Source organism: Pseudomonas sp. BN417 (genome assembly GCF_029871205.1).
Lineage (GTDB): Bacteria > Pseudomonadota > Gammaproteobacteria > Pseudomonadales > Pseudomonadaceae > Metapseudomonas.
Map to the genome: position 1 here is coordinate 1 of NZ_SSOJ01000081.1, position 26,242 is coordinate 26,242.

Sequence of the window (26,242 nt, forward strand, 5' to 3'; positions counted from 1 at the left end):
CTCGCCCGCTTGCGGGGCGAAGAGGCACGCTGTCGGAAGCACCGCTTCCGGTGCCGATGAGCGGCTGAGCGCGAAGCGATCAGGCTGGGGCGCAGGGCGGGGGCCGGGGGAGAGGGATGTGTCAGGCCGGTGCGCAGGTCTGAAAGGTCCGTGTTAGACGTTTCTATTCGGCTCTGCAACAGCTAACGCAGACAAAGCCAATTCATTCGCGAAAAGGGCCGCGCAGCGGCCCCATCTGTCACCCCTCGATGCCGAACACCTGCGCCAGGTGCGCTTCATATCGAGCCACATCCACCTCGATATTCGGTCGCTTCATCACGTCCACGCAGAGGAAGGTCGGCAGGGCGCTCATGCCAAGGAACTGATTGGCCTTGTGGAAGGGGAAGTACACCGCGTCCACGCCCTTGGCCTCGAAGAAATCGGTGGGGTCGTCGAAGGCCTGCTGCGGTGCATTCCAGGTCAGCGACAGCATGTACTGCTTGCCATGGACAAGGCCGCCGCTGCCGTACTTCTGCGAGGCGTCCGAGCGGGTGCGGCCGTCGTTGGCGTAGAGGCTGCCGTGGCCGGCGGTGAATACTTCGTCCAGGTACTGCTTCACCGTCCAGGGGGCGCCCATCCACCAGCCGGGCATCTGGTAGATCACCACATCGGCCCAGAGGATCTTCTGCACCTCTTCGGCAATCTCGTAGCCGACATCGATACGGGTTTCCTTGATGTCGAAGCCGGCACGGTCGAAGAAGGCCAGGGCGGCCTCGTGCAGAGTGGCGTTGTAGCGGCCATCGGAGTGGGCAAACTGCTTACCGCCGTTGAGCAAAAGGACTTTCTTCATGGTTGGGAGCCTCCGCAAATTGATGTGGCGGCAGACTACCGGCCGAGCCCTGCTGGAAAAACAGGCAGGGACGCAATTGATACTTGCTGGAAAATCACTAATGGGTCGATTTGCTTTGCGGTAATGTTGATAAAACATCAACTACCAGCGGACACCCGAGCATGACCCAAGCCTACGGCTTCATCCTTCACGCCCACACCAGGCCCGAGAAGTCCGACGAGTTCGAGGCGCTGTTCCGCGCCTATGTCGAGCCCAGCCGGGCGGAAGAGGGCTGCATCGAATATCACATGCTGCGCGACGCCCAGGACCCGACCCTGTTCATCTTCTACGAGGTCTGGCAGAGCCGCGCCCACCTGGATGTCCACAGCGCGTTGCCACACATGCGCCGCTTCCACGAGAACCGCATGGACTACCTGCGCCGCGACTTCGAGATACGCGAAATCGAAATGCTCAGCCCACCCCGAACCACGGGACTGTAGGAGCGAGCTTGCTCGCGCAGCTCCCGTACCCCCGTTCGGCAACGCCTACAGACCGGTCCGCAGCAGCCGCAGGTACTCCGGACTCTCGCCGATATCGTTGTGCCCCGCGCCGGCTATCACCTCCACCCGCGTTACGCCGGGCTTGAACTGGCGAATGAGCTTCTCGGTGCTCCAGCGTGGGATCACTTCGTCGTGCTCGGCGGCGATGACCAGGGTGGGCACCGCGATGGTCGGGGCATAGCGCCAGGATTCGTACTTGTCGTCCAGCATCCAGCGCACCGGGAAGATCGGGAACTGCCGCTGGGCCAGTTCCAGGATGCTGTTGTAGGGCGTGACCAGTACCAGACGCGAAGCCGGGCGCTGGCTGGCCAGGCGGATCGCGACGCCGCTGCCCAGGCTGCGGCCGACCAGGGCGACCTCGGCATGCAGGGCCCGCACCTTGTCGAACAGCGCCAGGGCGTCGTGCTGGATGGCTTCTTCCGTCGGCTTGCCGGTGCTGTCGCCAAAACCCCGGTAGTGCAGGAGGTAGAGGGCATGATCGGGGAAGGCTTCGGCGAACGAGGGCAGGCTGCGCGACACATCCTCGGCATTGCCGCCGAAATAGAGCAATGCCTTGGTGCTGGCCAGCGGGCGCACGGTGACGGCGATCTGCTGGTCCGTCACCGGCAGCATCAGCAGTCGGTCGGGGCCGCCGATGGCGCGGGGCTGGGGGAAGTAGATCAGCGAGCGCTGGAACAGGAACAGCGCCAGGCACAGTCCCAGGTAAAGGGCGGCGGCCAGCAGGACGACACCGATCAGGCTGCGTGTCATGGCGTCAGAGGTGGCGGACTTCGGCCGGCGGGTTGAACGGGTACTCGGTCAGGTCCGCCTCGAAGCGGACGGCGCCGCAATGGCAGCTGCCGTGGCAGGTCCTGAGCATGGGGCGTTCCCTCCCTGTGGCCGGGGCGGCTGTGCCCCGGCCGGTCTCATAACCATAGGTTCAGAACGCGGAGCGGACCACACCGCCATCCACTCTCAGGGCCGCGCCATTGGTGGCGGACGAGGCTTCTGAGCAGACGTAGACCACCAGGTTGGCCACTTCCCCGGGGGTGGCGAAGCGCTTGAGCAGCGAACTGGGGCGGGCCTTCTCGAAGAACTCCTTCTCGAAGTCCTGGAAGGGTTGGCCGCCGGACAGTTTGGCGACGAAGTCGCCGACGCCTTCGGAGGCGGTCGGGCCGGGCAGCACGGCATTGACTGTCACCCCGGTGCCGGCGCAGGTCTCGGCCAATCCACGGGACAGGCCCAGCTGGGCGGTCTTGGTGACCCCGTAGTGGATCATCTCCACAGGAATCTGGATGCCGCTTTCGCTGCTGATGAAGACCACACGGCCCCAGTTCTTCCGCTTCATCCCCGGCAGGTAGGCACGGGTCAGGCGCACGCCGGACATCAGGTTGACCTCGAAGAAGCGCTGCCAGTCCTCGTCCGGGATTTCCTCGAAGGGCTTGGGATCGAAGATGCCCAGGTTGTTCACCAGTACGTCCACCGCCGGGTAGCGCCCTGTCAGCGCCTCGATCTGCCGCGGGTCGGAGAGGTCGCCGGCGAAGCCTTCGGCATTGGCATTCGACTGCCCGGTGCGCAGGCGGGCGAGGGCGTCGTCCACCGAGGCCTGGGAGCGGCCATTGATGATCACCCGGGCGCCTTCGCGCGCCAGGCCCTGGGCAATGGCGAAGCCGATGCCCTTGGTCGAGCCGGATACCAGGGCGAGCTTGTCGTTAAGTTTGAGGTCCATCGACGCGGTCTCCGTGGGAGGAGTGGAGGCGCTGCCAACCGGCGCGCCCGTCAGCCAAGGAGGTATAGACCGCCGGGCCGGAATGGCCAGTTTCACCGACCGACGTACTCAAGCTTTTCTAAGCTGAATGGGCATGTCCCAGTGAGGTGAACCCATGGAACGCAAACACGGCCTCGAAACCTACAAGCACTTGAAGAAGCAGCACCCAGCGTATTTCCAGGCGGTGGAAACCCTTGGCGCGGTGGTGCGCCAGGCCGGCCCCCTGGACGAACTCAGCTTGCAGCTGATCCAGCTCGCCGCCGCGGCGGCCATCCATTCCGAAGGCGCCGTCCATAGCCACACCCGCCGCGCCCTCGAAGCCGGTGCCACGCCCGAGCAGATCCATCACGCCCTGCTGGCGCTGACCAGCACCATCGGCTTCCCCACCGTGGTCGCCGCCCTGAGCTGGGCGGGGGATGTGCTGGAGGGCGAGCCCTGATTGGTAGATAGATGAAGCGCTATCCACCCCACGCAGGGCGTGCACCTGTAGGGTGAAAATCCGCATGGCGGATTTCCACCGAAGTCATTCGCCCCAGCGCCAACGCTCGTCCAGGTCCGCGAGGCCCGCCCAATCCGGGGGATATACGCCCTCGCGCACGGCTCGATGGAAGCTCGAGTACGGCCAGTCTCGTACCTGTCGAACGTGGCCGTGCTTCACCGGGTTGAAATGGACGTAGTCGAAATGCCGTTGGTAGTCGAGCTCGTCTCGGATCAGGTGCTCCCAATATCGGCGTTGCCAGATACCGCGTTCGCCGCGCTTCATCTGCGTATCCGTCTGGACCTCGAATGGGCGAATACGCTTGGAGAAGGCGAGCTTTATGGACTTCCAGCGCACAGGGAAATCCGAATCGCCGGGCGGCAGGGTCCAAAGGCAGTGCATATGTTCAGGCAGGACCACCCAGGCATCGATATGGAAGGGGTAGCGTCTTCTGGTCGCTTTCACCACTGACCTGAGCCGTTCGATTTCCCGGATCAAGAGGTCGTCGCGGCGATCGTTGAGGTTGACGGTGAAGAAGTAGGTGCTGCCCGGCGCCCGCGCCCGACGGTAATTGGACATGACTCGCTCCTTGAGTCCTTTGAAAAGCTGGTGGATAGAAAAGCGCTATCCACCCTACAGGACGCGAGAATCGGAGCCGGGCGCAATTCCCTGTAGCGGTCTTCCGTCTTGTAGGGTGGAAATCCGCATGGCGGATTTCCACCGGGATGGCGTCAGCCGAGCGCCTCCGGCCTGGGCGATCCGGCGACCTCCGGCTCCTGCTGCTGCAACAGCCACATCTGCGCATAACTGCCGCCGGCTTCCAGCAGCTCGCGGTGGGTGCCGCTTTCGATCACCCGGCCCGCGTCCAGCACCAGGATCTGGTCGGCATCCATCACGGTGGAGAGGCGGTGGGCGATGACCAGGGTGGTGCGGCCGACCTGGATACGGTCGAGGGCGGTCTGGATGGCTTTTTCCGACTTGGAATCCAGCGCCGAGGTCGCTTCGTCGAAGATCAGGATGGCCGGGTTCTTCAACAGGGCGCGGGCGATGGCCACGCGCTGTTTCTCGCCGCCGGAGAGCTTGAGGCCGCGCTCGCCCACCGGGGTGTCGTAGCCGTCGGGCAGGCGCTGGATGAAGTCGTGGATATGCGCGGCGCGGGCGGCGGCCTCCACCTCTTCGCGGCTGGCCGAAGGACGGCCGTAGCTGATGTTGTAATAGATGCTGTCGTTGAACAGCACGGTGTCCTGGGGAACGATGCCGATGGCGCCGCGCACCGAGGCCTGGGTCAGTTCGCGCAGGTCATGGCCGTCGATGCGGATATGCCCGGAATCGATGTCATAGAAGCGGTAGAGCAGGCGGGCGAGGGTGGACTTGCCCGAGCCCGAATGACCGACCACCGCCACCGTGCCGCCGGGCGGTATCTCGAAGTCCACGCCATGGAGGATTTCCCGGCGCGGGTCGTAGCCGAAGTGCACCTTCTCGAAGCGCACGCGGGGCCGGGTGGACTGCAGCGGCGTGGCACCGGGCGCGTCCTGCACGTCCTGGCGTTCGTCCAGCAGGCCGAACAGGCGCTCCATGTTGGTCAGCGCCTGCTTCACCTCGCGGTACATCATGCCCAGTACGAAGAGCGGCGCGGAGAGTTGCAGCAGGTAGGCATTGACCAGCACCAGGTCGCCTATGGTGAGTTCGCCACTGACCACCCCCGCCGCGGCGCGCCACATCATGGCGGTGACGCCCAGCGCGACCACCGCCGTCTGGCCCAGGTTGAGCAAGGCCAGGGACTTGGTGGCCTTGACCTTGGCGTTTTCCAGATGGCGCAGGTTCTCGTCGTAGCGCGCGGACTCGTGGGCCTCGTTGTTGAAATACTTGACCGTCTCGTAGTTGAGCAGCGAGTCCACCGCCCGCTCGTTGGCGCGGGTGTCGGCCTCCACCGCGGCGCGGTAGTAGCGGGTGCGCCACTCGGTCACGCCGAAGGTCCAGATACCATAGGCCAGCAGGGTGCCCAGGGTGATGAAGGCGAAGCCCCAGTCGTAGGCCCAGACCAGCACCACGGTCACCAGCAGCACTTCCAGCAGGGTCGGCACTATGGTGTAGAGGGTCCAGTCCAGCAGTTCGGAGATGGCGCTGCCGCCGCGCTCCACATCACGGGCCACACCGCCGGTGCGCCGGCCGAGGTGGAACTTCAGGCTCAGCCCGTGCAGGTGCTCGAACACCTTCAGGGTGATCTGCCGCGAGGCTCGGGCCATCACCCGGGCGAATACCACCTGGCGCAGTTCGGTGAACAGGGTGACGCCGATGCGCGAGGCACCATAGGCCAGCAGCAGCCCTATCGGCAGCACCAGCAGGCTGGGCTCGACATTGAGCTGGTCGACTATGTGCTTGAGGGCGATGGGGACGTAGAGGTTGACCAGTTTGGCGACGAAGATCAGCCCCAGCGCCAGGGCGATGCGGCCGGTGTAGGGCTTGAGGTAGGGCAATAGCGTGGAGATCACGGCGGCATCGCCACGGCTGCCGGCCTTGCGCGCGACGGGCGCGGCGCCGGCGCTCTTGTCGCCGGCCGCGTCCTGCGGGTCCGGCTGGTTGTCGAGGGGCGTCATTGCCCACCTGCCTTGTGCAAAGAGTGTCCGGCGACATTACTCCACTCCGGGGGCGGGCTGGAATCCACGGCCGCAAGTCCGCCCGACCGGGCGCTATGCTTGTGTCTTCCAGCCGGCGCCGCGCCCCGGCACCGGCAACAGGCAAAGGAGAGCGCCATGACAGTTCATCTGGATCATCTGATGGTGCCGGCGCGCGACAAGGTGGCGTCGGCGCGCCTGCTGGCCGAACTGCTCGGGGTGCCTTGGTCGGAGAGCGGCATCGGTCCCTTCGTGCCGGTATACCTGAATGACGGCCTGACCCTCGACTTCGACCAGTGGAGCGACCCTTTCCCGCTGCTGCATCTGTGCTTCCGGGTGGACCAGGATGAGTTCGACGCCATTCTCGGGCGCATCCGGGCCGCCGGCATTCCCTACCGCAGCAATGTGCACGGGCCGGTGGATTACCGCATCGATACCGAACATGGCGGCAGCATCGTCTACTGGAACGAGCCGGATGGCCACCAGTGGGAGTTGCTGACGGTCAGCTACGCGCGCCGGGAATAGGCGTTCAGTCGAAGTCCGCTGCCAGGCTGCGTTGCTGTTCCGCGCTGAGGACAGTCGCCACCGGCAGCGCTGCCAGGGTCGAGGCCAGGCGCACGGCCGCGCCGGCCTTCCAGGCGCTGATCTGCGCGGCCGTCAACGTGAAGCGCAGGAAGTGCACGGCTGAGGTTTTTACGTCGTTGCTGCGCGGCATGTCCTCGTCTGCTATGGCGACCACCGGTGGCTGGCCTTCGATGGTCAGCTCGGTCGCATGCTCGATCCCGCGCAGGCGCACCAGTTCGCTCCGGCGCTGCTCCACATCGGGAAACTCCAGCAACAGGGTCGCTTTGAGGTCCTCACCACCGGGAATCAGCGGGTTGTAGGCGTCCAGCTCGTCTTGGATGGCGTCGGCTTCGAAGATGCGTTCGATACGCAGCATTTCCTGTACCTGGTACTGGATGCTCAGGCGGTCCTCGAAGATCAGCGTCAGGTGCTCGCCGACGTGGACGGTGCGCGCCTTCTTGTGGGTGATGGCGCGGGCGCGGAACTCCGAGCGCCGCACGGCGTAGTTTTCCAGGCTGAGGAGGTCTTCGCGGGCGAGTGGTTTCATGGGCTCGGGCTCATCGGTCAGATGCCATAGGCCTTGCGCAGCAGGCTCAAGGGATGCTCCGCCGCAGGGTGGTTGTCCAGGCCGTGGGCGATGTGGCCGCCGGCCATGGGACAGTCGCTGGTGAAGTGCTCGGGCTGGGCAGCGGCCACCTGTTTTTCCACAGGTCGCGCCAGCTTGCGCGAGAGGGCGTAGGTCTTGTGTTTCACGCCGTAGGTGCCGTCGTGGCCGGAGCAGCGTTCAAGGGACAGGATTTCCGTGCCCGGCACCAGTTGCAGTACCTCGCGGGTCTTCGGGCCGATCTTCTGCACCCGCTGGTGACAGGCCACCTGCCAGGCGACCTTGCCCAGCGGCACCTTGAAGTCGGTTTTCAACAGGCCGGCGCGGTGGCGTTCATAGAGGTATTCGAAGGGGTCGAAGAAGCGCTCGCGCACCAGCGCCACCTCATCGTCGCCGGGAAACATCAAGGGCAGCTCCTGCTTGAACATCAGCACGCAAGAAGGCACGGCGGCGATCAGGTCCCAGCCCTCGCGCGCCATCCGCGCCAGCACCGGGATATTGAACGCCTTGAAGCGGCGCACGCTTTCCAGGTCGCCGAGTTCGAGCTTGGGCATGCCGCAGCAGCTTTCCCGCTCGACCAGGCGGGTGGGGATCGCGTTATGCGCCAGCACGATGGCCAGGTCTTCGACGATGCCCGGGTCGGAGTGGTCGCAGTAGCAGGTGGTGAAGATGGCGACCTTGCCACGGGTACGCCCGGCGACCTCGGCGGCGCCGGCGCCGTCCAGGGCCTTCAGCCGCTTGCGCGCGCTGGGAGACTGGTAGCTGGGCACCCGCGCCTGGGCATCCACATCGAGCGCTTTCTCCAGCAGCTTGCGCGCGGTCGGATTGCGGTTCGCGGCATTGACCGTCTGCGCCACCACTGGGATGGAGGCCAGCCGCCCGATCGCCCGCGTGCTGGAGAGTATCCGCGCCGACAGCGGCGCACCGTGCTCGCGGAAGTCCACCGCCTTGGCGCGCAGCATCAGGTGCGGGAAGTCGACGTTCCAGGGGTGCGGCGGGGTGTAGGGGCATTTGATCTGGTAGCACAGGTCGCAGAGGTAGCACTGCTCGCTGACTTTCGGAAAGTCGGCCTTGGCCACGCCGTCGACTTCCAGGGTTTCGGAGGCGTCCACCAGATCGAACAGCGTGGGGAAGGCGTGGCACAGGCTGACGCAACGGCGGCAGCCGTGGCAGATGTGGAATACGCGTTCCTGCTCGGCTTCGAGCGCGGCACGCTCCCAGAAGCCCGGACTTTCCCAGTCGAGCGGGTGGCGCGTGGGGGCCTCGAGGTTACCCTCGCGGGTGCTTTCCGTTGGCGTGGCCATGGGTTTCTCCCGCAAACCGCCGGCGGTCGCAGGCTACTTCCAGCGGAGCCGCCAGCGATGCGCTATCAGGCGGCCTGGTCGTGCAGTTCGTTCAGGGCCTTCTGGAACCGGTTGGCGTGGGAGCGCTCGGCCTTGGCCAGGGTTTCGAACCAGTCGGCGACTTCGTCGAAACCTTCCTCGCGCGCGGTCTTGGCCATGCCCGGGTACATGTCGGTGTACTCATGGGTTTCGCCGGCGATTGCGCTCTTGAGGTTCAGGTCGGTTCCGCCGAAGGGCAGGCCGGTGGCCGGATCGCCGCACTGTTCCAGGTATTCCAGGTGGCCATGGGCGTGGCCGGTTTCACCTTCGGCGGTGGAGCGGAACACGGCGGAAACGTCGTTATAGCCTTCAACGTCGGCCTTGCCTGCGAAGTACAGGTAGCGCCTATTGGCCATGGACTCGCCGGCAAAGGCGTCCTTCAGATTCTGTTCGGTCTTGGAACCTTTCAGCATGCTCATGACATCACCTCGTGCGTGGGGCTGAGAGGGAAATGCAGGAGACGGCCTTACGGTCGTGACCTTAGTAAGCCTAATCCCGCCTGGCCAGCAGCCATATAGATAATTCGCATCGGCATGATTGAGGGGCGCTATAAGTCGGGAGCCACAGCGGTCCGTGGAGGGGGGAAGGCCTTCACGCCATAGGCGGCAGCCGTCGCTTCACAGGCGTCTTCTTGACGATGGCGGTGCTGGTTTCCGCGTAGCCGTTGATGCGGTCGAGCAGGGTGTCCAGCTGTTCCATGGAACGCACGCACATGCGCGCGATGAAGCAGTCGTCGCCGGTCACCTTGTCGCACTCGGTGAACTCCGGGATGCCCTGGATCTGCCGTTCGACTTCCTGCAACTGGCCGGGCAGGGGGCGGATGCGGACTATGGCCTGGAGCTGGTAGCCGAAGGCCTTCGGGTCCACCTCCACCGTGTAGCCCCTGAGTACGCCGCGCTCCTCCAGCTTGCGCAGGCGTTCGGCGACGCTGGGGGAGGAGAGGCCGCTGATCTGCGCCAGCGCCTTGAGGGAGCGGCGGGAGTCTTCCATCAGGGCGGATATCAGCAGCTGGTCGATGTCGTCGGTCATGGATGCCTCGTTAGGCGAATTGAGCTGGATACCTTGATAGTAAAGGTAGATGAGGATTTCGGCCTTCGCTTTCGCATGGAGTTGCCCTGATCCGGCTCGTCATACTGTGCGCCATGCAGAGGAGCCCCATCATGGACAAATCGATACAACGCGGTTCGTTGGAAATGGTCGCCGCCATGCTCATCTCCGGGACCATCGGCTGGCTGGTCATGCTCTCCGGCCAGTCGGTGCTGGATGTGGTGTTCTGGCGCTGCCTGTTCGGCGCGGCGACGCTGCTGGTCATCTGCGCGGCGATGGGCTTCCTGCGGCCCGGGATCCTGACCCGCACCACCTTCCTACTGGCGGTGCTCAGCGGCGTGGCCATAGTCGGCAACTGGGTGCTGCTGTTCGCCTCCTATTCGCGGGCGTCGATCTCCATCGGCACGGCGGTCTACAACATCCAGCCCTTCATGCTGGTGGGCCTGGCGGCGCTCTTCCTCGGCGAAAAGATCACCGCGCAGAAGCTGTTCTGGCTGGCGGTGTCCTTCGCCGGCATGCTGGCCATCGTCAGCGCCCATGGCGGGCAGGGCGAGAGCGGCGGCGACTACCTGGCAGGTATCGCCCTGGCCATGGGGGCAGCGCTGCTCTACGCCATTGCGGCGCTCATCATCAAATGGCTGGGCGCGGTGCCGCCGCACCTGATCGCGCTGATCCAGGTCTGCACCGGCGTGCTGCTGCTGGCGCCGCTGGCCAACCTGTCCAGCCTGCCGCAGGGGAGCGATGCCTGGTCGATCCTGCTGACCCTGGGGGTGGTGCACACCGGCGTGATGTACGTGCTGCTCTACGGCGCGATCCAGAAGTTGCCGACCGCCCTGACCGGCGCGCTGTCCTTCATCTATCCGATCGCGGCGATCTTCGTCGACTGGTTCGCCTTCGGCCATCGCCTCGATCTGCTGCAGTGGGCGGGCGTGGCAGCCATCCTGGTGGCGGCGGCGGGAATGCAGCAGGGCTGGGGGTTCAGCGTGCGCAAGGTGGCGCGGGCCCAGTGAGGCATCGATGAGCGCCGCCGGACGCGACGACCGGAGCCGGGCTTCCGGTCGGTCGCCTTACTCAATGCAGGTGTTGCGACGCGTCGCCGAATTGGCGGTGTGCCGCGCTCAGGCGTTCCAGCTCGCGGCGCACCATATTGGCGAACTCGGGCGGCTTGAGCTGATACAACTCGGTGGCGACCCAGGCCAGCCAGCGAGGGCCGAGAGCCTCGCACTGCTCCAGCAGGCGCAGAGCCTCGAGGCGAGCCCGCTCGGCGTGTTCCTGGTGGAACTGCCGGCGGCTCATGGGCTCAGTTGGCTTGCAGGCCGACATAGATGTTCTGCACGTCGTCGTGGCCATCCATCGCTTCGAGGAAGGCTTCGACTTCCTCCAGCTCGGCGCCGGACAGGCTGACCGGGTTCTTCGCCTTGTAGCCGAGGTTGGCCGACTGCACGGTGAAACCGAACTCCGGCAAGGCCTTGCACACGGCGTCCAGGTCGGTCGGCTCGGTGTAGAACAGCGCACCGCCGTCCTCGCCCGCTTCGAAGTCCTGGGCGCCGGCCTCGATGGCGGCGAGTTCCGCATCGGCGTCGGCGCTGGCCGGTTCGGCCTCGATCATGCCCAGGTGGTCGAAGTCCCAGGACACCGAGCCCGCGGTGCCCAATTGGCCCTTGCGGAACAGCACGCGCACTTCGGCGACGGTCCGGTTCACGTTATCGGTCAGGCACTCGACGATGATCGGCACGCGGTGTGGCGCGAAGCCTTCATACAGCGTGCGCTCGTAGTTGACCACCTCGCCCGACTGGCCAGAACCCTTCTTGATGGCGCGCTCCAGGGTGTCCTTGGGCATGGAGGCCTTCTTGGCCTGATGCACGGCCAGGCGCAGCTTGGGGTTCATGTCCGGATCAGCGCCGTTGCGCGCGGCGATCATGATCTCTTTCACCAGTTTGCCGAAGATCTTCCCTCGGGCATTGGCGGCGGCTTCTTTAGGTTTGGCTTTCCACTGGGCGCCCATGGCAGTTCTCTCGCGGGTTGCGGACGGGGAACGGGCGCGGCGGCCCGTTGGCAAATAGGTCGGCGATTCTACTGGGCGGGCGGGGGAGGCTGCCAGCTAGCTCGTCGGGAGGCATCTTGCCGGGTGGCAATTTTCGCTTCGGGCCGGCTCGCGGTCTTCTGTAGGGTGAAAATCCGCAAGGCGGATTTCCACCACGGGAGCCCAGGTCAGGGAAGTCCGCTCAGCATCATTGGTTGTGAGCGGATGGGCGAACGATCATGCCTGGCATAAGCCGGTTCCTGCAGGTCGACAGAGCCAGAAAAATCAATCCATCCAGCCGATCCCCTCCTAAAATTGATGGGGCATGTCCCTCATGCACAGGGCCGCGTGATTGTTTCTCGACAATGAACAGACCAGCGGATGGCCCGGCATTTACCACGTCCCCCTCTGACGTGATGGGCAACGCATCTGCGCCGGATCTTCACGGCTGCGGATCGAACTGGCCGGCGAACTGATCGGGCTGCCGGCTAGTGGCCCACCTCTACGCCCAGGTAGAGGCTCACTCTGAATCTCCTGGAGGTTCGAGATGAACAAGGTACTCCTGATAACCGGATTGGCCGCTTGTCTGCCGCTGACGGCCTTGGCCGATGTAAAGATAGCGAGTGAACTGAACGGCCTCGACATCGAAACGTCCTTGTCCCTGCCCCCGTTCCATCTTCCCGACTCCTCCGCCATCAGCAGGGGCGCCAGCCAGGTCCTGAAGATCACTAACCACGGTGCCCAGCCAGCTCTGTGCACGGTCAAACCCGGCGTCGCCGAGGCCTTGAGCCCATCGGGCCGCAAGATGCTGCTGGAGCCCGGTACCAGTGTGGTGGTGCTCGTCGATAGCCGGCCCATCGGCAGGAGCACGCAAGCCTCGCTCGCCTGCACGCCTGACCGCAGCTCATAGCTGAACCTGACGCTCCAACTACAGGGTTCCCGAGCGCAGTTGCGGGCGATCGGAATGTCCCGAACAGCGGGATGAAGTCGGGAACTTCGGTAGGAGCGAGCTTGCTCGCGAAAGGTCGCGCTCGGAGTGTTCGCGAGCAAGCTCGCTCCTACAAGTCCAGCAGTGAGCCCTGGCTGCGGCCAGGAGCGGGGAGGGCCCGCACTATACTCAGGATGTAGACATGCTTTCGTGGCGGGCGCCTTGTGCGTATCAGGTATCCGGGCGCTCGTCGCGGGGGCTGCACAACAGGTGGGACCGAAGGTACGCCTGATTCCGCAAGAGAGGATCCTGCCATGAAGATTCACTCCTTCCAGCATTACTCCCATGACCTCGGGTTGGCCGTTCACGATGCGTGGATCACCACCAAGGTGAAGTCGGCCCTGACCTTGGCCGAACCGACTCGCAGGCTGAATATCCACGTCAAGACCCACGCGGGCATGGTGGCGTTGAGCGGCCGCGTCAATACCCATAAACAGTGCGAGCAGGCCATAGGCCTGGCCCGCGCGGTTCATGGCGTCACCGATATCGATGCCAGCGACCTGCAGACCTACATGGTCTCTCCCGGAAGTTTTCCGGAAGCCCCAAACGCGGAGGAGAGCGCTGAGGATCTATCGCGATCGTCAGCGAAGATGGACGACAAATGATGGGCCGTCCCATTGACGGCATGCGATGGGCAGGTCGGCGAACGCTGCGCTGATCCGGGTTCGACTGACTTGTCCTTCGAGTTCGCCGACCGTGCCCAGGCTATTCGTGCTGTCAGTGCTGCTCATCCTGCTCGGGTGCACCGGCACGCCATCAACCAGGTCGCCGCCAGAGGTGCATTGCGCTGCGACGCGAACCTTCCAGGTGGTGAACCATGGCTGGCATACGGGAATAGTGGTCGCCAGCCGCGACTTGGTTCAGCGGTTGCCGGCGCTGGGCAGGGACTTCGGCGGCGGCGATTTCGTCGAGCTCGGTTGGGGCGATGAGGCCTTCTACCGGGCGCCGCGGGCAGGCGTGGGGCAGGCGCTGGGCGCTGCGTTCCGCTCAGGTGGCAGTGTGCTCCATGTGGTGCAGGTGCCCGGCGAGCGACACGGTTCGGTTGCAGGCGGCGATTCGATTTCGTTGACTGTCGGCGAGGACGGCTACCGACGCTTGCTGGACCACCTCGCCGCAAGCTTTGCCCTCACCCCGCAAGGCGACCTGCAGATGCTCGGTCCCGGACTCTACGGCGACAGCCGCTTCTACCGGGCTCATGGCCGCTACTCGCTGTATCACAACTGCAATACCTGGGTCGCCGAGGCGGTGGCCCTGAGCGGAGTCGCCCTCCGATCGACCTCGGTGCTGACGGCCGCGGGTGTCATGTCCAGATTGCGCGAAGCGCTGCCGACACTTCCTAGCGATGCCGCTGATATCGGCCAATCAGGTCCGTCTGGGCGAGGATGTGTCCCTTCATCGTCTGCTCCAGCATCAACTTGATCGGGTGGCGCAGGTCGACGAGCACCTTGTCCAGGGCATAGAGCTTGTGGAAATAGCGGTGATTGCCGATCGGGGGGCAGGGGCCGCCGTAACCTGTCCGTTGCCAGTCATTGAGCCCTTGCAGGGTGCCGGGCGGCAGGTTCGCGTCCGCCACGCCGTCAGGCAGGCTGCCAGCGGTTGGCGGCAGGTTGTACAGCAGCCAATGGACCCAGGTCACTTTCGGCGCGGCGGGATCGGGGGCATCCGGGTCATCGACGATCAGAACCAGGCTCCTGGTACCTACCGGCGGCTTCGTCCAGCTCAGTGGGGGAGAGATATTCCGACCGTCACAGGTGTAGAGGGCGGGGATCATCTCGTTGGGGGCGAACGCGGTGGAGCTTAGCCTGAAGGTCATGGCCATATCTCCTTGGTGCCAGATTGGTTCAGTAGCAGACCGTAACGGCGACGGTCGACTTCGCCGACTGGCCGTACCCGGGGGCTCCATAAAAGAATAGTGGGTTGTCCCCCGAGGCTCTGGAAATTCGTTATATGGACGGCTTTCCAGGGTGCCCTTGAAAGGCAGCTGCCGGATGCCTTTACCGTATATTCGTAAAATCGTATATTCGGCAAACCATATATTCTCGGGGCATGTTCATGAGTTCCAGGCCCCGCAGGCTGTCGCCAGAGAAACCGACGTTGAGACCTTTATGGCCGACCACCTGACCCCGACCACCGTATTCAAGTGCCTGGCTGATGAAACCCGGGTTCGCCTGATGCTGCTCATCACCCGCGAGGAGGAGCTGTGCGTCTGCGAATTGACCTGCGCGCTGGACGAGAGCCAGCCGAAGATCTCCCGCCACCTGGCGCAGCTGCGTACCTGCGGGCTGCTGGCGGATCGTCGCCAGGGGCAGTGGGTGTACTACCGCCTGCATCCCGACCTGCCCGATTGGGTGCACCACGTGCTGACCACGACGCTGGATGCCAACCGGCACTGGCTGAGCCCCGATTCGAAGCGCCTGGACGGCATGGGCGACCGCCCCGAGCGGGCCGCCGCCTGCTGTTGATCGCGCTACCCAACTGACCCAAGCATTCACCTGAGTACAAGCGCATGAGCATCAAAGTCGGTATCAATGGTTTCGGTCGTATCGGTCGTCTGGCGCTGCGCGCTGCCTGGGACTGGCCGGAGCTGGAGTTCGTCCGCATCAATGACGTCGCGGGCGACGCCGCCACCCACGCCCACCTGCTGAACTTCGACTCGGTGCACGGCCGTTGGCAGCACGAGGCCGGTGCCGAGGACGACTGCGTGGTGATTGGCGGCAAACGCATCCAGGTCACCGCCAATAAGTCCATCGCGGACACCGACTGGTCGGGCTGCGATCTGGTGATCGAGGCCAGTGGCAAGATGAAGACGGTGGCCGTGCTCCAGGCCTACCTGGACCAGGGCGTGAAGCGCGTGGTGGTGAGCGCGCCGGTGAAGGAGCCGGGCGCGCTGAACATCGTCATGGGCGTCAACCAGCAGCTGTTCGATGCCGCCCTGCATCGCATCGTTACCGCCGCGTCCTGCACCACCAACTGCCTGGCCCCGGTGGTCAAGGTGATCCACGAGAACCTGGGCATCCGCCACGGTTCGATCACCACCATCCATGACCTGACGAACACCCAGAGCATCCTCGACCAGCCGCACAAGGATCTGCGCCGCGCCCGCGCTTCTGGCATGAGCCTGATCCCCACCACCACCGGCTCGGCCACCGCCATCGCGGAAATCTTCCCCGAGCTGCGCGGGCGGCTGAACGGCCATGCGGTGCGGGTGCCGCTGGCCAACGCCTCCCTGACTGACTGCGTGTTCGAAGTGGAGCGCGCGACCACGGTGGAGGAGGTCAACCGGCTGCTCAAGGCGGCAGCCGAGAACGAGCTGAAGGGCATCCTCGGTTATGAGGAGCGCCCACTGGTGTCCATCGACTATCGTACCGACCCGCGCTCCTCGATCATCGATGCGCTGTCGACCATGGTAGTCAACGGCACCCAGGTGAAGCTCTACGCCTGGTACGACAACGAGTGGGGCTACGCCAACCGCACCGTCGAGCTGGCCCGGCTGGTCGGCCAGGCGGGTTGACAGGGACGCGCAGCGATCATGAACGCGTTGTCATCCCTCTCCCCGGCAGTGCGCCAGTACCTGCTGGTGACCGGCAACTACTGGGCCTTCACCCTCACCGACGGCGCCTTGCGCATGCTGGTGGTGCTGCACTTCCACAGCCTGGGCTACACGCCGCTGCAGATCGCCGCGCTGTTCCTGTTCTACGAAATCTTCGGCGTCATCACCAACCTGGTGGGTGGCTACCTGGGTGCGCGCCTGGGCCTGAACCGCACCATGAACATCGGCCTCGGCCTGCAGGTTGCCGCGCTGCTGATGCTCACGGTGCCCTCGACCTGGCTGACCATCCCCTGGGTGATGGGCGCCCAGGCGTTGTCGGGCATCGCCAAGGATCTCAACAAGATGAGCGCCAAGAGCTCGATCAAGCTCCTGGTGCCCGATGGCCAGCAGGGCACGCTGTATAAATGGGTGGCCATCCTCACCGGGTCGAAGAACGCGCTCAAGGGCGTGGGCTTCTTCCTCGGCGGCGCCTTGCTCGCCTCGCTGGGGTTCACCGGGGCGGTACTCGCCATGGCGGTGGTGCTGGCGCTGATCTGGCTCGGCAGCCTCGTGATGCTGAAGAAGGACCTGGGCAAGGCCAGGGCCAAGCCGAAATTCCGCGACATCTTCTCCAAGAGCCGGGCAATCAACATTCTCTCGGCGGCGCGGTTGTTCCTCTTCGGCGCCCGCGACGTCTGGTTCGTGGTGGCGTTGCCGGTCTACCTGAGCACGGCTTTCGGCTGGGACTTCTGGCTGGTGGGTGGTTTTCTCGCGGCCTGGATCATCGGCTACGGCATCGTCCAGTCCTTCGCCCCGGCCATCACCGGCAAGCGCAGCGGGCGTGTGCCGGATGGCCGCGCCGCCTTCTTCTGGGCCGGCCTGCTGGCGCTGTTGCCGGCCGCCATTGCCCTTGGCCTCTGGGCGGGTTGGTCGGCGCAGGTTGTGCTGGTGGGCGGGCTGACGCTGTTCGGCGTGCTGTTCGCGGTGAACTCTTCCCTGCACAGCTTCCTGATCGTCTCCTACGCCAAGGAGGATGGGGTGTCGCTGGATGTGGGCTTCTACTACATGTCCAACGCCCTCGGCCGTTTGCTCGGCACGCTGCTGTCCGGCTGGATCTTCCAGGCCCATGGACTGGAGGCCTGTCTGTGGGTGTCGACGGCTTTCGTGTTGCTGGCCGCATCCGTCTCCATTGCCTTGCCGAGACATGCGGAGGCGACGAGCGCACCTTCGTTGCGCCGGGGGGTGTGACGCCAGATTGCCATTATGGGTAGACTGCAATTCCCTATGGCCGATCAACGCCAGGTGCCGTCTTCTGTCCTGGCGAGGCGGAGTCCAAATGCAGCCGCTGTGTTCTCTCAGGGCGCCAGAGAGCGCCAACGATGAGCGATTCGATGGTCTTGCCCGCCTGGCCAGGCGACACTTCGGTGTCATGGCCGCACTGTTGACGACGGGTACCGAGGACCGGCAGCAGGTCCGTACCTGCGACGGCCTGGCCGTCGGCAATGCCTTGCTGCTCGGCTGCTTCGGCGAACCCTGGGGCGGCGCCGAAGCGCTGCTGGTGGTGCCCGACGCCCACCGCGACGAGCGCTTCCGTGATCACGACCTGGTGGTGGCCGAGCCCCATGTGCGCTTTCTGGCCGCCTGCCCGCTCCTGGCACCGGATGGCGCGGTGTTCGGCATGCTGTACCTGCTGCATGACCAACCGCGCGACCTGGACCTGACTCAACAGCATGTGTTGCGAGAGCTGGCCGAGGTTGCGGCCGGCCTGCTGGCGCGGGAAGAGGCGGACACCCGCCTGCGTCGGGAGCTGGATACGTTGCGCGAGTCCGAAAGCCGCATGGCACTGGCCATCGACGGCAGCGGCACCGGCATCTGGGACCGCAACGTGGCCACCGGCGAGATGCACTATTCCAAGGGCTGGAAAGCGCTGCTGGGCTATGCCGAGCACGAAGTCGGCAATCGCATCGAGGAGAGCTACACACGGGTCCATCCGGCGGACCTGGGCTATGTGAAGGCGACCATCCAGGCCCACTTCGAGCAGCGAACCGAGGCGTACGAAGTGGAGCATCGCCTGCGTTGCCGGGACGGCAGCTACAAGTGGGTCTGCAGCCGCGGCAAGGTGGTCGAGCGCGATGCCGCCGGCATGCCGCTGCGCATGATCGGGACCACCACGGACATCACCGCCATGCGCGTCATGTCCGAGCAGGTGAAGCAGACCGCCGAACTCATGACCGACCTGACCAACGAGATTCCCGGCATGGTCTTCCAGTACCGGCGCCTGGCGGACGGCAGGTCGTTCTTCACCTACGCCAGCGCCGGGGTGCGGGATATCTACGGGCTCACCCCGGAGCAACTGACGGGGAACACGGAAACCCTGCACGCGATCATCCACCCGGACGACCTGGCCCCGTACCTCGCTTCCCTCGACGCCTCCGCACGCGACCTGCGGCCCTGGCACCTGGAGTACCGGGTGCAGCTGCCGGAGCGCGGGATCTCCTGGCGCCAGGGTGATGCACGCCCCCGGCGGCTGGAGGATGGCAGCGTGCTGTGGCACGGCTTCATTACCGATGTCACCGAGCGCAAGCAGATCGAAGCCGAGTTGCAGGTCTTCGCCACCACCGACTTCCTGACCCAGCTGTCCAACCGTCGGCACTTCATGCAGCAGCTCGAAACCGAGTTGGCGCGGGTGCAGCGTTCTGCGGGCCATTGCGCGACGATCCTGATGTTCGACCTGGACCACTTCAAGGCGATCAACGACCGTTGGGGCCATTCCGTGGGCGACCAGGCGCTGCGGCATTTCGCGGCGATCCTCTGTACCCAGCTGCGCAAGACCGACACCGCCGGGCGCATGGGCGGCGAGGAGTTCGCGGTGGTGCTGAGCGATACCACCCTTGACCAGGCCATCACCTTCGCCCGGCGCATCCAGGGCGAACTCGCCGGGGCGCCGGTGCTGCATGCCGATGAGCGCATTCCCCTGGCCGTCAGCGTCGGCATCGCCGCCATCCATGCCACCGATCAGACCGCCGAGGCCACCCTGTCGCGCAGCGACATGGCCCTGTACCGCGCCAAGCGAGGCGGCCGCAACCGCATCGAATGCCACTGAGCCGGGAACGAACGATCCGATAGCGCAACCTTGCATGCGGCCGGGCAGGGCCTAGGGTAGAGGGAGTCCGGTTCGCGCTGCGGAGGAGTCGGCCATGCTGCGGGCGGTGCTGCTCGATATCAGTGGAGTGCTCTACGAGGACGACCAGCCCTTGCCGGGCGCGCTGCAAGCGGTGCGCCTGCTGCAGGACAAGGGCTTGCCCCTGCGCCTGGTCACCAATACCTCGCGCCAGGGCAAGGCGGCCATCCACCGAAAATTGACCGCCATGGGCTTCGCCGTGCGGCCCGAGCAGATATTCAGTGCGCCGCAGGCAGTGCTGCGCCATGTGCGAACGCAGGGTCTAAGGCCTTATTGCCTGATCCACCCGGGGCTGGAAGAGGAGTTCGCCGGGCTGCTCGATGAGCCGGAACCCGATGCCGTGGTGCTTGGCGATGCGGAAGGGCGTTTCGACTATGCGCACCTCGACCGTGCCTTCCAGCTGCTGATCGAAGGCGCGCCCTTGATCGCCATGGGGGACAACCGCTACTTCCGTGGCCAGGGCAAGTTGCACCTGGACGCCGGCCCCTTCGTCCGCGCCCTGGAGTACGCCGCGGGCACGTCGGCGCTGGTGCTCGGCAAACCGTCCGCCGCCTTCTTCGCCAGCGCCCTGGACGACCTCGGCGCGAGCGCGGCGTCCACGCTGATGATTGGTGACGACGTGGTCGCCGACATCCAGGGCGCCCAGGCCGCCGGCCTGCTGGCCTGCCTGGTACGGACTGGCAAGTACCGCGTCGGCGACGAGTTGCAGGCGCCCACCGCCTGGCAGGCCGCGGACCTGGCCGAGGCGGTGGCGCGCTACTGCTGAGTCGAGGGGATCGGGCCGTGCCAGGTGTGCTGGTTCGGCCCTTTGCCGCAACCATCGCTGTCACCGCCGCGAAGGGCGCACGCCGATGCTGAAGATCCAGGGCTTGCACAAGAGTTACCCGACGCCCCAAGGGCCGCTGGCGGTGCTGCGCGGCATCGACCTCGAACTGGAGGAGGGTCACAGCCTGGCGCTGATGGGCGAGTCCGGCAGCGGCAAGAGCACCCTGCTGCACCTGGTGGCCGGGCTCGACCGCTTCGACGCCGGCAGCATCCAGGTTGGCGGGCGCTCACTGGCCGCGCTCGACGAGCACCAGCTGGCGGCCTGGCGGCGCATGGGCATCGGCCTGGTCTTCCAGCAGTTCAACCTGATTCCCAGCCTGCGTATCGAGGACAACCTGGCTTTCCAGGCCCGCCTGGCCGGCCGCCATGATCCGCGCTGGCAGGCCGAACTGGTCCGGCGGCTCGGCCTGGGCGAACTGCTGCAGCGCTATCCTGAACAGCTCTCCTGCGGGCAGCAGCAGCGGGTGGCCCTGGGCCGGGCCCTGGCAGCCAGGCCGCCCTTGCTGCTGGCCGACGAACCCACCGGCAGCCTCGACGAAGCCAGCAGCGACGAGGTGCTGGAGCTGCTCCTGCACCTGCTCGACGGCAGTCCGACCAGCCTCCTGATGGTGACCCACAGCCCGCGCATGGCCATGCGCCTGGAACGGCGCATGACCTTGCACGGCGGCCGTCTGCTGGAGCGGGGCGAGGCCTGATATGCAGGTATTCCGCTGGACCCTGCACAGCCTGGTCAGTCACTGGCGCCGGCATCCCGTGCAGTTCTTCAGTGTGCTGACTGGCCTCTGGTTGGCCACCACGCTGTGGACCGGCGTACAGGCGCTGAACAGCCAGGCACGGGAAAGCTATGCGCGGGTCGGCCAACTGTTCGGCGAGGAGCAGTACCTGCTCGTCCCCCGCAAAGGCGGGCTGATCGAGCAGCGCACCTTTATCGAGCTGCGGCAGTCCGGCTGGCCGGTATCGCCGATCCTGCAGGGCCGGTTGAGCCTGCAAGGGCAGGGCGGGCAACGCCTGCGACTGGTCGGTATCGAGCCCCTGACCCTGCCGGCCGGCACCGCGCTGGCCGGGCAGACGCTGGAAGCCCTGGACCTGCCAGGCTTTCTCGGCCGGCCAGGGCGTACCTGGATCGCCGCCGACACCCTGGCGGACCTCGGCCTCGCCGTCGGCGCGCAGCCGCTGAACGAGTCCGGGCAGGCTTTGCCGCCGCTGGAGGTGCGCCCGCACGTGGCGCCCGGCGTACTGCTGGTGGACATAGGTGTTGCGCAACGGTTGCTCGACGCCTCGGAAAAACTTTCTTGGCTGCTGCTGCCCGGCGACTTCGCCCGCGGTGAGCCGCGCCTGCCACCATCGCTGGCCACACAGCTGGTGTTCGAGCGCCGCAGCGAGGGCTCCGACCTGGCCCGGCTCAGCGAGAGCTTCCACCTCAACCTCACCGCCCTTGGCCTGCTGGCCTTCGTCGTCGGGCTGTTCATCGTCCACGCCGCCATCGGCCTGGCCCTGGAACAGCGCCGCGCCCTGTTGCGCACCTTGCGGGCCTGCGGCGTGAGCCTGCGTCTGCTGATCGCGGCCCTGGCCCTGGAGCTCGGCGCCCTGGCCGTGCTCGGTGGCCTGGCCGGCGTGCTCAGCGGCTACTGGCTGGCCAGCCTGCTGCTGCCCGATGTGGTGGCCAGCCTGCGCGGCCTGTATGGCGCCGAGGTGGCTGGGCAGCTACGCCTCGGCCCCGCGTGGTGGCTGGGCGGCCTGGCCATCAGCCTGCTGGGTGCCTCGCTCGCTGGCGCCAGCAGCCTGGCCAGGGCCGCGCGGTTGCCGCTGCTGGCCCTGGCCCAGCCCGAGGCCTGGCATCGCGCCCAGGCGCTCTGGTTGCGTCGGCAGGCGTTGTTCGCCGGGGCGCTCGGCGTGCTGGCGGTGATCGCCCTGAACGTCGGTGACAGCCTGATCGCCGGCTTCGTCCTGCTCGCCGCCATGCTGCTGGCCGCGGCCCTGTGCTTGCCGCTGTGCCTGAACCTGTTGCTGGAGGGCCTGTTGCCGCACTGTCGCGGGCCCTTGGCGCACTGGTTCATCGCCGACAGCCGCCAGCAGCTGCCCGGCCTGGCATTGGCGCTGATGGCCTTGCTTCTGGCGCTGGCGGCGAACATCGGCGTCGGCAGCATGACCGAAGGCTTTCGCAAGACCTTCTCCGGCTGGCTCGACCAGCGCCTGGCCGCCGAGCTCTACCTGACCCCCCGGGACCCGCAGCAGTCGGTCGCCATGGGCGCCTGGCTGAGCCGCCAGCCGCAGATCCGCGCCGTGTTGCCGAGCTGGCGCGTCGAATTGCGGCTGCAGGGCTGGCCGGCGCAGCTCAGCGGCGTGCTCGATCACCCGGCCTATCGCGACCACTGGCCGCTGCTCAGCGCCAGCCCCGATGCCTGGAACCGGCTGGCCCGGCAGGATGCGGTGATGCTCAGCGAGCAACTGGCGCGACGCCTGAAGCTCCGCCTGGGCCAGCACCTGAACCTGGCCACTCCCCAGGGTGAATGGCCGCTGGAAATCGTCGGTATCTATGCCGATTACGGCAATCCGAAAGGCCACCTGCTGGTCAATGTTGCGGGATTTCAGCGCCACTGGTCGGGGATCGAGCCCGCCAGCTACAGCCTGCACCTGCCTGCCGCCGATGTGTCCAGGCTGATGCAGGCGGTGCAGGCGGAGTTCGCCCTGGCCAGCGGCCGGCTCATCGACCAGAGCGAGCTCAAGGCCTGGTCGACCCGAGTGTTCGAGCGCACCTTCGCCGCCACCGCCGCACTCAACAGCCTGACCCTGGGCGTGGCCGGCGTGGCGTTGTTCATCAGCCTGCTGACCCTCGGCCAGGCGCGCCTCAGTCAGCTGGCGCCGCTCTGGGCGCTGGGAGTGGGGCGGCCGCAGCTGACGCTGCTCAGCCTCGGCCAGACCCTGCTGCTGGCCCTGCTCACGCTGTTGCTGGCAGTACCCCTGGGGCTGCTGCTGGCCTGGTGCCTGGTGGCGGTGATCAACGTACGCGCGTTCGGCTGGCGCCTGCCGCTGCATGTCTTTCCCTGGCAGCTGCTGCACCTGTCGGCCATGGCCCTGCTCGTCGCGCTGCTGGCGGCCGTCTGGCCATTGTGGAAGCTGCGCCGCTGCACCCCGGCCGAGTTGCTGAGGACCTTTACCCATGAGCCCTAGCGTGCGGGTGGTGGTGCTCGCGGCCTTGCTGCTGGTGGGCTGCGATGCCGAGCCGCCCTCGGCGGAGGGCTTCGCCGGGCTGGGCGAAGCCTCGGCGCGCTTTGCCCAGGTGACGCCAGGCAGGGCCTTCAGCTTTCCGGCCGATCACGCTGCGCACCCGGACTACCGCATCGAATGGTGGTACGTCACTGCCAACCTGAAAGACGAGCAGGGCCGCGCCTGGGGCCTGCAATGGACCCTGTTCCGCAGTGCGCTGCAGCCCGGCTCCAGCGAAGCGGGCTGGAGCAACCAGAACCTGTGGATGGGCCACGCCGCCCTGACCAGCCCCCATGGTCACCGCTCTGCGGAGCGCCTGGCCCGTGGCGGCATCGGCCAGGCCGGCGTCGTCGCCTCGCCCTTCAAGGCCTGGATCGACGACTGGCGCTTCAGCAGCCGAACACTGGCGAACGCGGGGCTGGACGACCTGGAGCTGCAGGCCGACGGCGGCAGCTTCGGCTATCGCCTGCGGCTGACCAGCAACCGCCCCCTGGTGCTGCACGGCGAGCAGGGCTTCAGCCGCAAATCTGCCCAGGGGCAGGCCTCCTACTATTACAGCCAGCCGTTCTTCCAGGCCCAGGGCACGGTCCGGCTGGAGGGTGAGACCTATCAGGTCAAGGGCCAGGCCTGGCTGGACCGCGAATGGAGCAGCCAGCCCCTGGCGCCCGACCAGCACGGCTGGGACTGGTTCTCCTTGCACCTGGCCAGCGGCGAGAAGCTCATGCTATTCCAGCTGCGCCATGCCGACGGCCAGCACTACCGCGCCGGCACCTGGATCAGCGCCACCGGCGAGCCCCGTGCGCTGGGCAACCAGGACATCGTGATGACCCCCTTGCAGGAGAGCCGCATCGCCGGTCGCCAGCTACCGACCCGATGGTCGCTGCGCATCGCCAAAGAGGGCTTCGACATCACCAGCGAGCCGGTGCAAGAGAACGCCTGGATGGACACCCGCTTCCCATACTGGGAAGGGCCGATACGGTTCAGCGGCAGCCACCAGGGCGTGGGTTATCTGGAGCTGACGGGGTATTGAGGTGAGGATAAGTCGAAGGGGAAGGGCCTGTATTGCCGGGCCGGTGGCTCTCACTCCGATACGTGGCCCTTCGTAGGGTGCGCCATGCGCACCGCCTGCTCTGGATCAGCCCTGCGTCACGCCCAACCGCAGGTGCGCGCGGCGCACCCTACCCAGGCGGCTCCAGTCCCTCTGAGTCGTGACAAATGGAGTCGGGCAGGTCCCAAGGACCTGGTTTCTCACGTTCGAATAAGCCCTGCGGTTGAAAGGCGAAGTCGAACGGCATTGCACAGGATGGGGTCGAATCGCGCATCATGGGTGCATTCGGCTCAAGGGAGGTTGCCATGCGCGTTCTGTCATTCGTTGTGCGTCTTGCCGCATTGTCGCTGGGGCTGGTGCTCGCCACCGCCGCCATGGCGACCGAGGAAACGCAGCTGATCGAATCGATCAACGCCTACCGCAGCCAGGTGCAGCGCTGTGGGGGCGAGGCGTCCGAAGAGCTGCCGCCGCTGTCGGCCGATCCTCGCCTGATCCTGCAGGCCAGTGGCATGGGGGACTTGCAGGAAGCGCTGGCGCGCTCGGCTTATCCAATGGTCAACGTCCAGGCAATCAGCCTGACCGGGCCGCGTGATGCGCAGGCGGCCATGAAGGCGTTGCAGGAAAGCTTTTGCCAGGTCGTGCTCGATCCGCAATTCGTCGATATCGGCGTGAGCCGCGAGGGGCTCGACTGGCGAATCGTGCTGGCCCGCCCGCTGCTGACCAGCGGCCTGGGCACCTGGCAGACGGAAGGGCAGAAGTTGCTGGAGCAGATCAACGCCGTCCGCGCGCAAGCGCGCCAGTGCGGCGCCCAGTCCCTCGCCGCTGCGCCGCCGCTGACCTGGAACGACACGCTGGCCACGGCGGCGGAAACCCACACCCGGGCGATGGCCAATCAGAACTACTTCGGCCACCGGGACCGCGATGGCCGGACCCCGAGCGACCGGGCGGAACTGGCCGGCTACGTCGGCCTGCAGATCGGCGAGAACATCGCCGCCGGGCAGGACACCGTTCGCAAGGTGCTCGACGGCTGGCTGGCCAGCCCCGGCCACTGCGCCAACCTGATGAACCCGCAGTTCCGCGAGCTGGGCGCGGCCTATGCGGTCGACCCGAAGAGCGATGCCGGCATCTACTGGACAGCGCTGTTCGGCGCGCAGTGAACGGCGGGGCGTCGCTCGCCCCTGGATCTACTTCGGCAGGCGATGCTTGTGCTTGGCATTCCTGGCCGCGATCCCCATCAGCCGCTGGAATTTCGGGCAATCCAGGTGGTTGGCTTCGGGGCAGGACGCCGCATGGCGCAGGCCATCGCGTATCGCGCACAGTTGCTTGATGGTGCGATCCACCTCATCGGCCTTCTCCTGCAGCCGGGCCCTATCGATGGCCGGCCCACCCTCGGCCACCAGCATCTCGGCGATATCGTCGAGGGAAAATCCGGCGGTCCGTCCGAGTGCGATCAACGACAAGCGCTGGATCACCGACTCATTGAACACTCGCTTGAGCCCATGGCGGCCGATGGAGCGAATCAGCCCCTTTTCCTCGTAATAGCGCAGCGTGGAGGCCGGCAAACCGGACCACCGCGACACTTGTCCGATATCCATCTCCTTCATGCTTGACCTCAAGTCGACTTGAACTGGCAGGC

The 26,242-nt window shown here is 66.0% G+C and carries 29 protein-coding genes; 16 read left to right on the forward strand and 13 right to left on the reverse strand.

The features are described 5' to 3' along the window. Window positions 1-238: 238 nt before the first annotated feature. Window positions 239-829, reverse strand: a complete 591-nt coding sequence (locus E8F11_RS09335) for an NAD(P)H-dependent oxidoreductase (protein ID WP_280288559.1) — start codon at window positions 827-829, stop codon at window positions 239-241. Window positions 830-990: 161 nt separating this feature from the next. Between E8F11_RS09335 and E8F11_RS09340 the strand changes: the two genes are divergently transcribed. Beyond that, window positions 991-1,308, forward strand: a complete 318-nt coding sequence (locus tag E8F11_RS09340) for a putative quinol monooxygenase (RefSeq protein WP_280288560.1) — start codon at window positions 991-993, stop codon at window positions 1,306-1,308. Window positions 1,309-1,353: 45 nt separating this feature from the next. Here E8F11_RS09340 and E8F11_RS09345 read toward each other — a convergent pair whose 3' ends face one another. Both E8F11_RS09345 and E8F11_RS09350 read right to left on the reverse strand, forming a co-directional pair. Further along, window positions 1,354-2,118 carry an alpha/beta fold hydrolase gene (locus tag E8F11_RS09345; protein ID WP_280288561.1) on the reverse strand — a complete coding sequence of 255 codons (765 nt, stop codon included), beginning with the start codon at window positions 2,116-2,118 and terminating at the stop codon, window positions 1,354-1,356. Window positions 2,119-2,287: 169 nt separating this feature from the next. Beyond that, the gene (locus E8F11_RS09350; protein WP_280288562.1) at window positions 2,288-3,076 is read right to left on the reverse strand and encodes an SDR family oxidoreductase; all 789 of its coding nucleotides are present in this window, start codon (window positions 3,074-3,076) and stop codon (window positions 2,288-2,290) included. A 154-nt stretch (window positions 3,077-3,230) separates the two neighbouring features. Between E8F11_RS09350 and E8F11_RS09355 the strand changes: the two genes are divergently transcribed. Continuing rightward, a complete protein-coding gene (locus E8F11_RS09355) occupies window positions 3,231-3,554 on the forward strand; it encodes a carboxymuconolactone decarboxylase family protein (RefSeq protein ID WP_280288563.1) in 324 nt (107 codons plus the stop codon). Between the two features lie 84 nt (window positions 3,555-3,638). Here the strand turns inward: E8F11_RS09355 and E8F11_RS09360 are convergent, their stop codons facing one another. Then, the gene (locus E8F11_RS09360; protein WP_280288564.1) at window positions 3,639-4,172 is read right to left on the reverse strand and encodes a transposase; all 534 of its coding nucleotides are present in this window, start codon (window positions 4,170-4,172) and stop codon (window positions 3,639-3,641) included. Between the two features lie 152 nt (window positions 4,173-4,324). Beyond that, window positions 4,325-6,190, reverse strand: coding sequence for an ABC transporter ATP-binding protein/permease (locus tag E8F11_RS09365; RefSeq protein WP_280288565.1), 1,866 nt, complete (start codon window positions 6,188-6,190; stop codon window positions 4,325-4,327). 156 nt (window positions 6,191-6,346) lie between these two features. On the opposite strand from E8F11_RS09365, the gene E8F11_RS09370 reads away from it, so the two are divergent. Further along, complete coding sequence (locus E8F11_RS09370) at window positions 6,347-6,733, forward strand: VOC family protein (RefSeq protein WP_280288566.1); 387 nt, start codon at window positions 6,347-6,349, stop codon at window positions 6,731-6,733. 4 nt (window positions 6,734-6,737) lie between these two features. Here E8F11_RS09370 and E8F11_RS09375 read toward each other — a convergent pair whose 3' ends face one another. The 4 genes from E8F11_RS09375 to E8F11_RS09390 all read right to left on the reverse strand — a co-directional run bounded on the left by E8F11_RS09375 (window position 6,738) and on the right by E8F11_RS09390 (window position 9,787). Then, a complete protein-coding gene (locus E8F11_RS09375; RefSeq protein WP_280288567.1) occupies window positions 6,738-7,319 on the reverse strand; it encodes a DUF3501 family protein in 582 nt (193 codons plus the stop codon). A gap of 17 nt (window positions 7,320-7,336) precedes the next feature. Next, on the reverse strand, window positions 7,337-8,680 hold the full coding sequence (locus E8F11_RS09380) for a heterodisulfide reductase-related iron-sulfur binding cluster (RefSeq protein ID WP_280288568.1): 1,344 nt from the start codon (window positions 8,678-8,680) through the stop codon (window positions 7,337-7,339). Window positions 8,681-8,745: 65 nt separating this feature from the next. After that, entirely contained in the window at window positions 8,746-9,177 is a 432-nt protein-coding gene (locus tag E8F11_RS09385; RefSeq protein WP_280288569.1) for a rubrerythrin family protein, read from the reverse strand. 172 nt (window positions 9,178-9,349) lie between these two features. Further along, entirely contained in the window at window positions 9,350-9,787 is a 438-nt protein-coding gene (locus E8F11_RS09390) for an Lrp/AsnC family transcriptional regulator (protein WP_280288570.1), read from the reverse strand. Between the two features lie 131 nt (window positions 9,788-9,918). On the opposite strand from E8F11_RS09390, the gene E8F11_RS09395 reads away from it, so the two are divergent. Beyond that, window positions 9,919-10,815: a DMT family transporter gene (locus E8F11_RS09395; protein WP_280288571.1), complete on the forward strand. Its 897-nt coding sequence runs from the start codon at window positions 9,919-9,921 to the stop codon at window positions 10,813-10,815. Between the two features lie 61 nt (window positions 10,816-10,876). Here the strand turns inward: E8F11_RS09395 and E8F11_RS09400 are convergent, their stop codons facing one another. Then, window positions 10,877-11,101, reverse strand: coding sequence for a hypothetical protein (locus E8F11_RS09400; RefSeq protein ID WP_280288572.1), 225 nt, complete (start codon window positions 11,099-11,101; stop codon window positions 10,877-10,879). Window positions 11,102-11,105: 4 nt separating this feature from the next. After that, window positions 11,106-11,810, reverse strand: coding sequence for a YebC/PmpR family DNA-binding transcriptional regulator (locus E8F11_RS09405; protein WP_280288573.1), 705 nt, complete (start codon window positions 11,808-11,810; stop codon window positions 11,106-11,108). A gap of 565 nt (window positions 11,811-12,375) precedes the next feature. On the opposite strand from E8F11_RS09405, the gene E8F11_RS09410 reads away from it, so the two are divergent. The 3 genes from E8F11_RS09410 (at window position 12,376) to E8F11_RS09420 (ending at window position 14,235) form a co-directional block, all read left to right on the forward strand. Further along, the gene (locus E8F11_RS09410) at window positions 12,376-12,738 is read left to right on the forward strand and encodes a hypothetical protein (RefSeq protein WP_280288574.1); all 363 of its coding nucleotides are present in this window, start codon (window positions 12,376-12,378) and stop codon (window positions 12,736-12,738) included. Between the two features lie 332 nt (window positions 12,739-13,070). Continuing rightward, window positions 13,071-13,421 (forward strand): BON domain-containing protein, encoded by a 351-nt coding sequence (locus E8F11_RS09415; RefSeq protein ID WP_280288575.1) that lies wholly within the window; start codon window positions 13,071-13,073, stop codon window positions 13,419-13,421. 115 nt (window positions 13,422-13,536) lie between these two features. After that, a complete protein-coding gene (locus E8F11_RS09420; RefSeq protein ID WP_280288576.1) occupies window positions 13,537-14,235 on the forward strand; it encodes a DUF2459 domain-containing protein in 699 nt (232 codons plus the stop codon). Here the strand turns inward: E8F11_RS09420 and E8F11_RS09425 are convergent. Next, window positions 14,153-14,629 (reverse strand): YbhB/YbcL family Raf kinase inhibitor-like protein, encoded by a 477-nt coding sequence (locus E8F11_RS09425; RefSeq protein ID WP_280288577.1) that lies wholly within the window; start codon window positions 14,627-14,629, stop codon window positions 14,153-14,155. The two genes, E8F11_RS09420 and E8F11_RS09425, sit on opposite strands and share 83 nt — an antisense overlap. A gap of 292 nt (window positions 14,630-14,921) precedes the next feature. Here E8F11_RS09425 and E8F11_RS09430 point away from each other — a divergent pair, with 292 nt between their 5' ends. From E8F11_RS09430 to E8F11_RS09470, 9 genes are all read left to right on the forward strand, one after another. Beyond that, the gene (locus E8F11_RS09430; RefSeq protein WP_280288578.1) at window positions 14,922-15,278 is read left to right on the forward strand and encodes a metalloregulator ArsR/SmtB family transcription factor; all 357 of its coding nucleotides are present in this window, start codon (window positions 14,922-14,924) and stop codon (window positions 15,276-15,278) included. A gap of 44 nt (window positions 15,279-15,322) precedes the next feature. Next, on the forward strand, window positions 15,323-16,327 hold the full coding sequence (locus E8F11_RS09435; RefSeq protein ID WP_280288579.1) for an ArsJ-associated glyceraldehyde-3-phosphate dehydrogenase: 1,005 nt from the start codon (window positions 15,323-15,325) through the stop codon (window positions 16,325-16,327). A gap of 18 nt (window positions 16,328-16,345) precedes the next feature. Continuing rightward, the gene (gene arsJ / locus E8F11_RS09440; protein ID WP_280288580.1) at window positions 16,346-17,593 is read left to right on the forward strand and encodes an organoarsenical effux MFS transporter ArsJ; all 1,248 of its coding nucleotides are present in this window, start codon (window positions 16,346-16,348) and stop codon (window positions 17,591-17,593) included. Between the two features lie 88 nt (window positions 17,594-17,681). Further along, window positions 17,682-19,448: a diguanylate cyclase gene (locus E8F11_RS09445; protein ID WP_280288581.1), complete on the forward strand. Its 1,767-nt coding sequence runs from the start codon at window positions 17,682-17,684 to the stop codon at window positions 19,446-19,448. 94 nt (window positions 19,449-19,542) lie between these two features. Beyond that, window positions 19,543-20,292, forward strand: a complete 750-nt coding sequence (locus tag E8F11_RS09450; protein WP_280288582.1) for a TIGR01458 family HAD-type hydrolase — start codon at window positions 19,543-19,545, stop codon at window positions 20,290-20,292. 85 nt (window positions 20,293-20,377) lie between these two features. Continuing rightward, window positions 20,378-21,046: an ABC transporter ATP-binding protein gene (locus tag E8F11_RS09455; protein ID WP_280288583.1), complete on the forward strand. Its 669-nt coding sequence runs from the start codon at window positions 20,378-20,380 to the stop codon at window positions 21,044-21,046. 1 nt (window position 21,047) lies between these two features. Next, on the forward strand, window positions 21,048-23,522 hold the full coding sequence (locus tag E8F11_RS09460; protein ID WP_280288584.1) for an FtsX-like permease family protein: 2,475 nt from the start codon (window positions 21,048-21,050) through the stop codon (window positions 23,520-23,522). Continuing rightward, entirely contained in the window at window positions 23,512-24,588 is a 1,077-nt protein-coding gene (locus E8F11_RS09465; protein ID WP_280288585.1) for a lipocalin-like domain-containing protein, read from the forward strand. Before E8F11_RS09460 ends, E8F11_RS09465 begins: the two co-directional genes overlap by 11 nt. A 323-nt stretch (window positions 24,589-24,911) precedes the next feature. Further along, the gene (locus E8F11_RS09470; protein WP_280288586.1) at window positions 24,912-25,763 is read left to right on the forward strand and encodes a CAP domain-containing protein; all 852 of its coding nucleotides are present in this window, start codon (window positions 24,912-24,914) and stop codon (window positions 25,761-25,763) included. A 27-nt stretch (window positions 25,764-25,790) separates the two neighbouring features. Here the strand turns inward: E8F11_RS09470 and E8F11_RS09475 are convergent, their stop codons facing one another. Next, window positions 25,791-26,210 (reverse strand): helix-turn-helix domain-containing protein, encoded by a 420-nt coding sequence (locus E8F11_RS09475; protein WP_280288587.1) that lies wholly within the window; start codon window positions 26,208-26,210, stop codon window positions 25,791-25,793. Between the last annotated feature and the right edge of the window lie 32 nt (window positions 26,211-26,242).

What these genes read in the sequence shown, in the direction of transcription:
- E8F11_RS09335 (WP_280288559.1), bottom strand. Translation starts at nt 829, where the DNA reads ATGAAGAAAGTCCTTTTGCTCAACGGCGGTAAGCAGTTTGCCCACTCC.
- E8F11_RS09340 (WP_280288560.1), top strand. Translation starts at nt 991, where the DNA reads ATGACCCAAGCCTACGGCTTCATCCTTCACGCCCACACCAGGCCCGAG.
- E8F11_RS09345 (WP_280288561.1), bottom strand. Translation starts at nt 2,118, where the DNA reads ATGACACGCAGCCTGATCGGTGTCGTCCTGCTGGCCGCCGCCCTTTAC.
- E8F11_RS09350 (WP_280288562.1), bottom strand. Translation starts at nt 3,076, where the DNA reads ATGGACCTCAAACTTAACGACAAGCTCGCCCTGGTATCCGGCTCGACC.
- E8F11_RS09355 (WP_280288563.1), top strand. Translation starts at nt 3,231, where the DNA reads ATGGAACGCAAACACGGCCTCGAAACCTACAAGCACTTGAAGAAGCAG.
- E8F11_RS09360 (WP_280288564.1), bottom strand. Translation starts at nt 4,172, where the DNA reads ATGTCCAATTACCGTCGGGCGCGGGCGCCGGGCAGCACCTACTTCTTC.
- E8F11_RS09365 (WP_280288565.1), bottom strand. Translation starts at nt 6,190, where the DNA reads ATGACGCCCCTCGACAACCAGCCGGACCCGCAGGACGCGGCCGGCGAC.
- E8F11_RS09370 (WP_280288566.1), top strand. Translation starts at nt 6,347, where the DNA reads ATGACAGTTCATCTGGATCATCTGATGGTGCCGGCGCGCGACAAGGTG.
- E8F11_RS09375 (WP_280288567.1), bottom strand. Translation starts at nt 7,319, where the DNA reads ATGAAACCACTCGCCCGCGAAGACCTCCTCAGCCTGGAAAACTACGCC.
- E8F11_RS09380 (WP_280288568.1), bottom strand. Translation starts at nt 8,680, where the DNA reads ATGGCCACGCCAACGGAAAGCACCCGCGAGGGTAACCTCGAGGCCCCC.
- E8F11_RS09385 (WP_280288569.1), bottom strand. Translation starts at nt 9,177, where the DNA reads ATGAGCATGCTGAAAGGTTCCAAGACCGAACAGAATCTGAAGGACGCC.
- E8F11_RS09390 (WP_280288570.1), bottom strand. Translation starts at nt 9,787, where the DNA reads ATGACCGACGACATCGACCAGCTGCTGATATCCGCCCTGATGGAAGAC.
- E8F11_RS09395 (WP_280288571.1), top strand. Translation starts at nt 9,919, where the DNA reads ATGGACAAATCGATACAACGCGGTTCGTTGGAAATGGTCGCCGCCATG.
- E8F11_RS09400 (WP_280288572.1), bottom strand. Translation starts at nt 11,101, where the DNA reads ATGAGCCGCCGGCAGTTCCACCAGGAACACGCCGAGCGGGCTCGCCTC.
- E8F11_RS09405 (WP_280288573.1), bottom strand. Translation starts at nt 11,810, where the DNA reads ATGGGCGCCCAGTGGAAAGCCAAACCTAAAGAAGCCGCCGCCAATGCC.
- E8F11_RS09410 (WP_280288574.1), top strand. Translation starts at nt 12,376, where the DNA reads ATGAACAAGGTACTCCTGATAACCGGATTGGCCGCTTGTCTGCCGCTG.
- E8F11_RS09415 (WP_280288575.1), top strand. Translation starts at nt 13,071, where the DNA reads ATGAAGATTCACTCCTTCCAGCATTACTCCCATGACCTCGGGTTGGCC.
- E8F11_RS09425 (WP_280288577.1), bottom strand. Translation starts at nt 14,629, where the DNA reads ATGACCTTCAGGCTAAGCTCCACCGCGTTCGCCCCCAACGAGATGATC.
- E8F11_RS09430 (WP_280288578.1), top strand. Translation starts at nt 14,922, where the DNA reads ATGGCCGACCACCTGACCCCGACCACCGTATTCAAGTGCCTGGCTGAT.
- E8F11_RS09435 (WP_280288579.1), top strand. Translation starts at nt 15,323, where the DNA reads ATGAGCATCAAAGTCGGTATCAATGGTTTCGGTCGTATCGGTCGTCTG.
- arsJ (WP_280288580.1), top strand. Translation starts at nt 16,346, where the DNA reads ATGAACGCGTTGTCATCCCTCTCCCCGGCAGTGCGCCAGTACCTGCTG.
- E8F11_RS09445 (WP_280288581.1), top strand. Translation starts at nt 17,682, where the DNA reads ATGCAGCCGCTGTGTTCTCTCAGGGCGCCAGAGAGCGCCAACGATGAG.
- E8F11_RS09450 (WP_280288582.1), top strand. Translation starts at nt 19,543, where the DNA reads ATGCTGCGGGCGGTGCTGCTCGATATCAGTGGAGTGCTCTACGAGGAC.
- E8F11_RS09455 (WP_280288583.1), top strand. Translation starts at nt 20,378, where the DNA reads ATGCTGAAGATCCAGGGCTTGCACAAGAGTTACCCGACGCCCCAAGGG.
- E8F11_RS09460 (WP_280288584.1), top strand. Translation starts at nt 21,048, where the DNA reads ATGCAGGTATTCCGCTGGACCCTGCACAGCCTGGTCAGTCACTGGCGC.
- E8F11_RS09465 (WP_280288585.1), top strand. Translation starts at nt 23,512, where the DNA reads ATGAGCCCTAGCGTGCGGGTGGTGGTGCTCGCGGCCTTGCTGCTGGTG.
- E8F11_RS09470 (WP_280288586.1), top strand. Translation starts at nt 24,912, where the DNA reads ATGCGCGTTCTGTCATTCGTTGTGCGTCTTGCCGCATTGTCGCTGGGG.
- E8F11_RS09475 (WP_280288587.1), bottom strand. Translation starts at nt 26,210, where the DNA reads ATGAAGGAGATGGATATCGGACAAGTGTCGCGGTGGTCCGGTTTGCCG.